9 protein-coding genes are annotated in these 7840 nt (G+C 67.9%); 7 read left to right on the top strand and 2 right to left on the bottom strand.

Annotated elements, in window-relative coordinates; all coding sequences use genetic code 11:
* Positions 1–179: 179 nt before the first annotated feature.
* Positions 180–548 (bottom strand): hypothetical protein, encoded by a 369-nt coding sequence (locus ACQKIP_RS33495; RefSeq protein WP_365859102.1) that lies wholly within the window; start codon positions 546–548, stop codon positions 180–182.
* 316 nt (positions 549–864) lie between these two features.
* Here ACQKIP_RS33495 and ACQKIP_RS33490 point away from each other — a divergent pair, with 316 nt between their 5' ends.
* The 7 genes from ACQKIP_RS33490 to ACQKIP_RS33460 all read left to right on the top strand — a co-directional run bounded on the left by ACQKIP_RS33490 (position 865) and on the right by ACQKIP_RS33460 (position 7173).
* Positions 865–1854 (top strand): helix-turn-helix transcriptional regulator, encoded by a 990-nt coding sequence (locus tag ACQKIP_RS33490; protein ID WP_365859104.1) that lies wholly within the window; start codon positions 865–867, stop codon positions 1852–1854.
* A complete protein-coding gene (locus ACQKIP_RS33485) occupies positions 1851–2831 on the top strand; it encodes a helix-turn-helix transcriptional regulator (protein ID WP_365859106.1) in 981 nt (326 codons plus the stop codon). Before ACQKIP_RS33490 ends, ACQKIP_RS33485 begins: the two co-directional genes overlap by 4 nt.
* A 36-nt stretch (positions 2832–2867) precedes the next feature.
* Entirely contained in the window at positions 2868–3839 is a 972-nt protein-coding gene (locus tag ACQKIP_RS33480; protein ID WP_365859108.1) for a helix-turn-helix transcriptional regulator, read from the top strand.
* A gap of 227 nt (positions 3840–4066) precedes the next feature.
* Positions 4067–4411, top strand: a complete 345-nt coding sequence (locus tag ACQKIP_RS33475) for a hypothetical protein (RefSeq protein WP_365859110.1) — start codon at positions 4067–4069, stop codon at positions 4409–4411.
* Between the two features lie 68 nt (positions 4412–4479).
* On the top strand, positions 4480–5256 hold the full coding sequence (locus ACQKIP_RS33470; RefSeq protein ID WP_365859112.1) for an ABC transporter ATP-binding protein: 777 nt from the start codon (positions 4480–4482) through the stop codon (positions 5254–5256).
* A complete protein-coding gene (locus ACQKIP_RS33465) occupies positions 5250–6551 on the top strand; it encodes a DUF7224 domain-containing protein (protein ID WP_365859114.1) in 1302 nt (433 codons plus the stop codon). The genes ACQKIP_RS33470 and ACQKIP_RS33465 overlap by 7 nt, the downstream gene beginning before the upstream one ends.
* Positions 6538–7173, top strand: coding sequence for a hypothetical protein (locus ACQKIP_RS33460; RefSeq protein WP_365859116.1), 636 nt, complete (start codon positions 6538–6540; stop codon positions 7171–7173). Before ACQKIP_RS33465 ends, ACQKIP_RS33460 begins: the two co-directional genes overlap by 14 nt.
* On the opposite strand, the gene ACQKIP_RS33455 is transcribed toward ACQKIP_RS33460, so the two are convergent.
* A complete protein-coding gene (locus ACQKIP_RS33455; protein WP_365859118.1) occupies positions 7170–7685 on the bottom strand; it encodes a hypothetical protein in 516 nt (171 codons plus the stop codon). The genes ACQKIP_RS33460 and ACQKIP_RS33455 overlap by 4 nt on opposite strands.
* Positions 7686–7840: the final 155 nt, after the last annotated feature.

The following is a 7840-nucleotide window of genomic DNA, read 5'->3' as shown; positions in this document are numbered from 1 at the left end:
AACCCGCTGCCGCGGCCGATGGGCACACGTGGGCTGCGGCGGGGCGCGGCGTAGCGGGGAGCGGGGGCCCACCCCGATAGGGCCGGCCACACACCCCCGCGGCCCCCCCGTGTCCAGGCCCAGGGGGGCGCCGCTGCTGGGGGAAGCACCTGCGCGATGTACAACGACGGGGGATCGCGTCAGGCGCTGCGGGGGGTGGCTGTGATGGCTCTTGTAGTGCTCGGGCTCTGCTGGTCCTGCTTCTCACCGGGCCGGCCGGGGTCTCCGACGAGCTGGTGGTCACGACGGTCGAGATTGACGAAGACCATCCCGTACCGAATGGCACACCGCACGGGCTGCGGGGCGCCTCGCGGCTTGCGGAGGCACCGGTAGGCCCGGATCTCCTCCTCTTCGTCACGGGTGACGACCACGGGCTCACCGAGAAGCGTGACCATCAGCGAGTCGCCTGCGTGGGGTATCGCGGTGGCGAGATCGATGAAGTGCCAACCGGAGCGGTAGGCGGTGGCCATTTCACGTCGGAAGGTGCGGTCGTCGGGGGGAGTACTCATGACGCGACACCCTCAGCACCAGGCAGGACATTCCAAGAGACATCCCCCTGGGCGGCCTGCGTTGCGACACCCTTCCCCGAGGCACCCCCCGGGGAGTTCCAGGAAACGTCACCCGCAGTTGCAAGGGTGAACGCCGCGGCGGCGACGGTCATGACTAGCGCCGAGCGAAGCATTCTCGTGAACATCGTCAGCTTCGTCCTCACTTGGTAGGTCCTATCCCCCGGCTCCAGAAAGACGATGTCTTAATCCAGCACGTCGAGGCCACAGGATCGATGCATCATGTTCCTGTACGTACAGGACCCTGGGGGGTGGAGAATTGCTCACAACAAGCACGAAACCGACACATCCCCACCCCATCACTGAGCTCTGCGATGAGGGGGCACGTCTCTACGCAAGCGCCCTGAGTGCTGGACGCATCGCCCGGGCGGAGATCGAACCCGCCCCTTGCTTGGTCGAATTCGCGTTGTTGCACCCGGATCCGGACGACGCGAACTGGCTCCGTCCCGTACCGCCGTCCGCCATCCTCACGCAGCGCCTTCACCCCATCGAGCGTGAGATCCGGGACCGCAGACAGCTCACCATCGAACTAACCGATGTGTTTGAGCCTTTCATGAACATCAGTTCACAACCGTCGATGGCCACCCACGCGATCACGGTCCTCGAAGGTTTGGCGAGTATCAACGCCACACTGGACGCGGCGACGGCCGCGTGCAAGGAGGAAATACTCACCATCCAGCCCGGCGGCGTGCGCGGGGGCGACATGCTCTCCCAGTCCCTGGAACGCGTACGGGAGCCGCTGGACCGAGGCGTGCGCATGCGAACGCTGTACCAGCACACGGTGCGCCACGGCCCCGGTGTCTTCGCCTACCTCGAGCAGCTCGACCCCCGCCAGATCCAGGTCAGGACGCTGGAGGAACTCATCGATCGAATGATCATCTTCGATCGGGCCACAGCCGTCATCCCCGCCCGCCGTGACCGGCAGGTAGCCCTTGAGCTCCGTCATCCGGGCCTCGTCGCGTACCTTGCCTCCGTCTTCGACCAGTTCTGGGCGCAGGCGACCCCTCTGAGCGAGGAAACGCCGTACAGCCCGGCGCACAACGGCATCACCGGCGTCCAACGCACCATCGCCAAGCTCCTCATCGATGGCCACGTCGACGAGGCGATCGCCCGCCGCCTCGGCATGAACGTCCGTACGTGCCGCGCCCACATCGCCAAGATCGCCGCCGCCCTCGGCAGCGGAAGCCGTGCTCAGCTCGGCTATCTGATAGCCCAGTCCGGCATCCTCGACCAAGATCGCCCCCAATGACGGCAGAGTCCCACTTCCACGGCCCGGACGAGCTGTGCGACGCGGGGACCCAGCTGTACGTGCGCGCGCTTCGGGAGAAACAGGTGGCGCGCGACGACGCACGAGCAGCGCCGTGCCTGGTCGACTTCGGCCTCCTGTACGAGGACGCGGAAAACACCCGGTGGCTGAAACCGAGAGCCCCCGCCGTGGCTCTGCCCCGTCTCCTCGCTGCCATCAGCGAACGCATCGCTGATCAACGCCGCCATGAGGCCCGACTGGCCGCGGTGTTCGAACCGCTCATGGAGCTCGGGACAGGCGCCGCCCATGGTCCCGCCACGAGCACCTCCGCCGTCACCGTGTTGAGGGGCATCCCACGGATCAACGAAGTCATCGACCAGGCAGGAAGACAGAGCTCGGAAGAAGTTCTCACTATCCAGCCCGGTGGTGCCCGTCCGGCCGAAGTATTGGCTGATGCACTCCCACTTGAGCAGTCGCTGCTCTCACGAGGGGCGCGGATGCGGACCCTCTACCAGCACACGAACCGACATGACCTGGCGGCCCTCGCTCACTTCGAACAACTCGTCGGCGATGTCGAAGTGCGCACTCTGGACGAGGTGACAGAACGACTGTTCCTCTTCGACCGCACCGTTGCGTTCATTCCGGCCAGCGCGGACCGCTCCATCGCGCTGGAACTGCGCCATCCCGCCATCATCGAGTTCCTCGTCACCGCCTTCTACCGCCAATGGCGCCTTGCGACGCCCATGTTCCCGCATGCGGCGCCGCAGCCCGCGAAGGCCGGCGTCACCGCCCGCCAGCACGCCATAGCCGGCCTGCTGGTCGAAGGTCTCACCGACACCGAGATCGCCGCCCGACTCGGCCTGAATGTCCGCACGGCCCGCGTCCACATCGCCAAACTCGCCACCACCCTCGGCAGTGAAAGCCGCGCACAGCTGGGCTATCTCATAGGCCAGTCCGGAATCCTGAACCGCGATACATGAGAACGAGACCGGAAAATCATCAGAGGGGGAGTGCGCATGACTTCGGGGCACGTACCCCACACCATTGAACAGCTCTGTGAGCCCGGCCTGGCCGTCTACGCCCGCACCTTGCGTGAGGGCCGTATCAGCAGCGCGGAAGCCGAACAGACACCATGCTTGATCGATTTCGGCCTACTGCACCCTGACCCGGACGACATGCGGTGGCTGCACCCCACTGCCCCCGCCGCCGCCCTCCCCCGCCTGCTCCGTACCTTCGAGGACCGCGTCGAGGAGCAGCAGCAGCTAGGGACTCGCCTCGCCTCGGCGTTCGAGCCCTTCGTCGCCCTGGACGCAGGGGCCGACGCCGCCGGCGACACGGCCCCCATCATCGTCCTCGATGGTCTGGAACGCATCAATGCGGCCATCGACCGGGCCATGCGCGACAGCACCGAGGAGTTCCTGGCCATCCAGCCGGGCGGTACCCGCCCGCCGGAGACCTTGGCAGAGGCGTTCCCCCGGGACCAGGCAATGCTCAGCCGGGGTTGCCGGATGCGCACGCTCTACCAGCACACAACACGCCACGCCATGCCCGTAGTCGGCTACTTCGAGCAACTCGACGGCGACGCCGAAGCCCGCACCCTCGACGAAGTCACCGAGCGACTCTTCGTCTTCGACCGAACAGTGGCCTTCATCCCGGCCAGCGAGGACCGCAGCGTGGCCCTCGAACTGCGCCACCCGGCCCTCATCGAGTACTTCGCCACCACGTTCTGGCGGCTGTGGCGACTGGCGACCCCCATGTGGCCCCAGACCGCCCTCCAGCCCTCGGAAAACGGAATCACGCCCCGTCAGCGCGCCATAGCCACTCTCCTCGTCGAGGGCCTGACCGACGCCGAGATCGCTTCCCGACTCGGCATGAACATCCGCACGGCCCGAGTCCACATCGCGAAACTCGCCTCCACCCTCGGCAGCCGGAGCCGGGCCCAACTCGGCTTTGCCATAAGCCGGTCCGGAATCCTGTCTGCGTCCTGAAGCAGCGGGCCAGCTCCCTCGATGCACGAAGAGAGCTTCTTGCACCTTTTGTCCCCACCTCAGCGAGGTGCACTGCAACAAGATGACGCTAGCGGCACGCCCCTGGGCCACCCCAAAGTGAACGTCGGCGGCGCAAGCCCGGTTAGGGCAATCCGCCGACGATCGGTCCTGTCGGACGGCCTGGGGGGCTCCTTTGCTCTCTCAGCGTCATATCCCCAGGGGGGGAAATGGAAAAGGCTTCTCTCGTAAACCGAATTACAGCCACCAAGGCCGCGAAGGGTTTTGTCGTGGCGGCGTTAACCGCCACGACTATCGGGCTCACGGCTCCGATATCGAGCGCCTCGCACGAGAGCTCGTGGGCTGACGGATGCCGGGGCTACTGGTACTCGACATCGGGCCACGGTTACTGCAAGAAGGCCAACACGTGGTACAGCAGCGGGTGGTACACGGACTACAACTGCAACAACGAGGTCGACACGCAGCACTACGACACGTTGGAGAACAAATTTAAAGGCAAGTACGACACTTCCGAGTGCACGTTCAAGATAAACAAGACGGACGTCCACAAGTAGCAGTTCACCAGCGCTTCGGTGGGCCCACCATTCCGGTGGGCCCACCCCACATTCTCGGGAAGCCACCTATGCCAACTCACCCCGTCGTCCGGCTGACGGCCCTCACGCAGGGATACGGCAACCGACGCATCATCGAGGGGCTCGACCTGGACATCCAGCCGGGTGTCACCGGGTTGCTGGGGCCCAACGGAGCGGGCAAGACCACCCTGTTCCGTACCCTCGCCACGATCGCGCCACCGCAGAGCGGGGGGCTTGAGCTCTTCGGGAAAGCCGTCACCGGCGAGCGGGACGTCCGGCGAGTCCGGCCCCGAATCGGCTACCTGCCGCAGGACTTCGGCTATTACCCGGCCTTCTCCCTCACGGATTTCGTCCGCTACTGCGCCTGGTTACGTGAAGTTCCCTCCAAGGAGGCCACCTCGGCGACGGCGGAGGCACTGGCTGCCGTCGGGCTCGCCGACCGGGCCCGCGAGCGCATGAAGTCCCTCTCCGGCGGCATGCTCCGCCGCGCCGGTATCGCCGCGGCCATCGTCGGTTCACCCTCCCTGCTCCTCCTCGACGAGCCCACCGTCGGCCTCGACCCCGCGCAGCGTCTCGACTTCCGTGAACTCATACGTTCCCTCGCCCGCGGTGGGGCCGCCGTCGTGCTCAGTACGCACCTGGTGGAAGACGTGGGCGCCGCCTGCGACACCGTCCTCGTGCTCAACGACGGCCGACTGGTCCACAGCGGTACGCCACAGGAGCTCGCGGCACTGTCCACACCGGCGGCTCCGGGAGACAGTCCGCTGGAGCGCGGCTACATGACGGTGCTGGGCAGCCGTGGATCGACCGAGGAAGCCGCATGCTGAACGCCTACCGCATCGAGCTGCGCCGCTCACCCCTGCTCACCGCCTTCCCCGTGATGATCGCCGCGGATCTGCTGGTGCTCTTCGGGCGCTCCCGGTACTGGATCGGCGTCTGGCCCGAGGCCAGCGTCGCGGCACAGGTCGTCACGCTCTTCCTGGGGCCCGTCCTCGCCGGTGTCTCCGCCTGGCAGGCCGGACGCGCCTCGCGGGCGGGAATGCCCGAGTTCCTTCTCGGCGCCGCCCGGCCGGGCTGGCAGATCGAGACCGTGCGGCTCGCCGCCACCCTCACGCTCGGCTTCCTCGCGTACGCCATCGGGTGCCTCACCGCCGTGGCCGTCTCGTTCGGTGACGCGGGGCCGGGGTTCCTCTGGCCGTCCTACCTGCTGCTCGGCGCCTCGACCCTCATCATTTTCGCGTCCGTGGGACATCTGGCCGGCCGCTGGTGGCCCTCGGCGGCATTCACACCCGTCGTCTGCGCACTGGGCTGCTTCATCAGCCTGTTGGCGCTGCCCTTCGAGTTCAACGTCCTTGCAGGGCCCCCGGACACTCACCTGCGCCCGCTGCCGGTCGCCCTCCGCCTGCTGTTCGCGCTCGCTCTCGCGGTACTGGCGGTGACTGCGCCGCCGATGAGGAGGAGAGCCGAGCGCCGGATGCCCCACCGGAAGCCCTCCCGCTCTGTCCGCGCCGTCGCCGTCGTGTCGGTGGCCTGTTCCCTCACCGCGCTGGCCGCGGCCTCGGCCGCCGGTGAACTGCGCGTGGAACGCCCGGCCTCGGCGGCCGAGCCGCTGTGCGACCGTGCCGACAAGAGCGCCCCGCGGGTGTGTGTCTGGCCCGAGCACCGGAAGTATCTGCCGGAGCTGACGCGGATGGCCCAGCGCCTCGACCGGGCCGAGCAGACCTGGATCAAGACTCCTGCCGTGTTCTACGAGTTCGGGCTCCGCCGAACCGATCTGGGAGACCGCGGCTTCGACATCGCCGAAGGGCACGTACGGACCGCGGCGATCGCCATGTCCGACCAGGTGTTCACCGAGTCGATCGGCGACTGCAGTCCGCCCGAGGACGAACGCCGTGCCTGGCAGTCCATGGACAACATCGCCCTGTGGCTCGAGTACGAGGCCGTGGGGCAGGACCCCGCCGTCGCCGACGAGGGCCTCCACATGGAAGGAGTCGACACCGCCCAGCGCGAGGCGACCAAGGCCGCGCGGATGCCGTCGGCCCAGCAGCGGAAGTGGGTCGAGCGGGAGCGCGGCAACGTCCTTCGTGAGCGTTCATGGTGCGAGCCTGATGACTGGCACTGATCTGCTCCGCTACGCACGGGTCCACAGGGGTACGGCAGTCCTCCTCGGCACCGCGGTCGTCGCCCTGCTGTCCGCGCTCTTCGGCGGTGCCGACATCGCGCTTCCCTCCATCGGCAGCGGTGGAGCCACCACAGGCGTGCCCTACCGGCAGGAGCTTCCGCTGCTGACGGCGGTCTTCCTCTCCGCCTCGCTCGACGGCGCCATGTCGGCACACGACGCGATGGGCGCAGCCGCGATGCACCGCTTGCGCGCCGTGTACTGCACGGCACTGACCTTGACGGTCTGCGCCTTCTCGTTCGGCACGGAAGCCCTGGCGGGCGGTCCTGACGAAGGAATCGTCTTCGTCCGGTCCGTGCTGATCTGGCTGGGCCTCGCCCTCGTGTCCACCGTCGTACTGGGGAAGCAACTCGGCTGGGCCATCCCCCTGGCCTCGGTCCTCTTCCTGGTCTGGTACCCCGGCAACTGGTGGGACTGGACCGCCAATCCGGCCGCCGACCCCTTCAGCTGGGCTGCCGCAGCCATCGCCCTGCTCCTCGGAGTCACGGCGACCGCGGCGACTCCCTGGCGGAGAAGGACCTTCCTCCACAGGGCCACGTCCCCTGCCCGCCCCCGGCGGGCCTAGGCGTCGGCGGTTTCCGTCCAGCGGCGGAGCAGTTCCTCGCGCTTGGCCGCCCCCGGCGACCCGCCCTCGTGGGACCTGCCCCACTCCGCCATCGCCGCCAGCGTGGTCCACAGGGTGCCCGCGCCCTCCGTGAGGCGGGACAGGAGGGTCAGGGACAGGTCGCGCTCCGTCTCGGAGTAGCCCGACGCCGCTGCCGTGTACACCGTCAGGTCCGTCTCGCCCTCGGCGGCGTCCGTCACCCGCAGTGTCATCGTCGGGGCCTCGTCGCCCCCGCCGAGGCCCAGCGCGAGCACCGCGTCCACCAGAACGCCCGCATGGCGCTTCAGGGACCTGAGCGGGACGTCCTCCGCCGTCAGTGCACGCACGTCCTCCCAGGGCCACAGGCCCTCCTGCTTGTCGCCCAGGGCCACCACGCCCTCCGGCGTCAGCCGTACCCCCGCCGCCAGGCCGGACGGCTTCGCGCCCACGTATACGTCGCCTTCGGCGATCCAGAACAGGCCCACCATGGCCATCCGCAGCTCAACTCCCCCAGTGCACAGCACACAAAAACGTGAGTGGGGGGCGGGGGGCGGGGGGGGGGGGCCGGCCCCCCCCCCCCAAAAATAATATCTAATGCGGCGGTGTGGTATAAACAAAAACCACCCCCCCCGACGGTTTGAGAAGGCGG

Source organism: Streptomyces sp. NPDC059900 (genome assembly GCF_050270335.1).
Classification (GTDB): domain Bacteria; phylum Actinomycetota; class Actinomycetes; order Streptomycetales; family Streptomycetaceae; genus Streptomyces.
Note: the sequence above shows the minus strand (reverse complement) of the source record. Positions and strands in the feature narration are given on the sequence as shown.

Excerpts from the sequence above, each read along its gene's own strand:
- ACQKIP_RS33485 (WP_365859106.1), top strand. The coding sequence starts at position 1,851 with ATGACGGCAGAGTCCCACTTCCACGGCCCGGACGAGCTGTGCGACGCG.
- ACQKIP_RS33460 (WP_365859116.1), top strand. The coding sequence starts at position 6,538 with ATGACTGGCACTGATCTGCTCCGCTACGCACGGGTCCACAGGGGTACG.
- ACQKIP_RS33465 (WP_365859114.1), top strand. The coding sequence starts at position 5,250 with ATGCTGAACGCCTACCGCATCGAGCTGCGCCGCTCACCCCTGCTCACC.
- ACQKIP_RS33480 (WP_365859108.1), top strand. The coding sequence starts at position 2,868 with ATGACTTCGGGGCACGTACCCCACACCATTGAACAGCTCTGTGAGCCC.
- ACQKIP_RS33495 (WP_365859102.1), bottom strand. The coding sequence starts at position 548 with ATGAGTACTCCCCCCGACGACCGCACCTTCCGACGTGAAATGGCCACC.
- ACQKIP_RS33470 (WP_365859112.1), top strand. The coding sequence starts at position 4,480 with ATGCCAACTCACCCCGTCGTCCGGCTGACGGCCCTCACGCAGGGATAC.
- ACQKIP_RS33475 (WP_365859110.1), top strand. The coding sequence starts at position 4,067 with ATGGAAAAGGCTTCTCTCGTAAACCGAATTACAGCCACCAAGGCCGCG.
- ACQKIP_RS33455 (WP_365859118.1), bottom strand. The coding sequence starts at position 7,685 with ATGGCCATGGTGGGCCTGTTCTGGATCGCCGAAGGCGACGTATACGTG.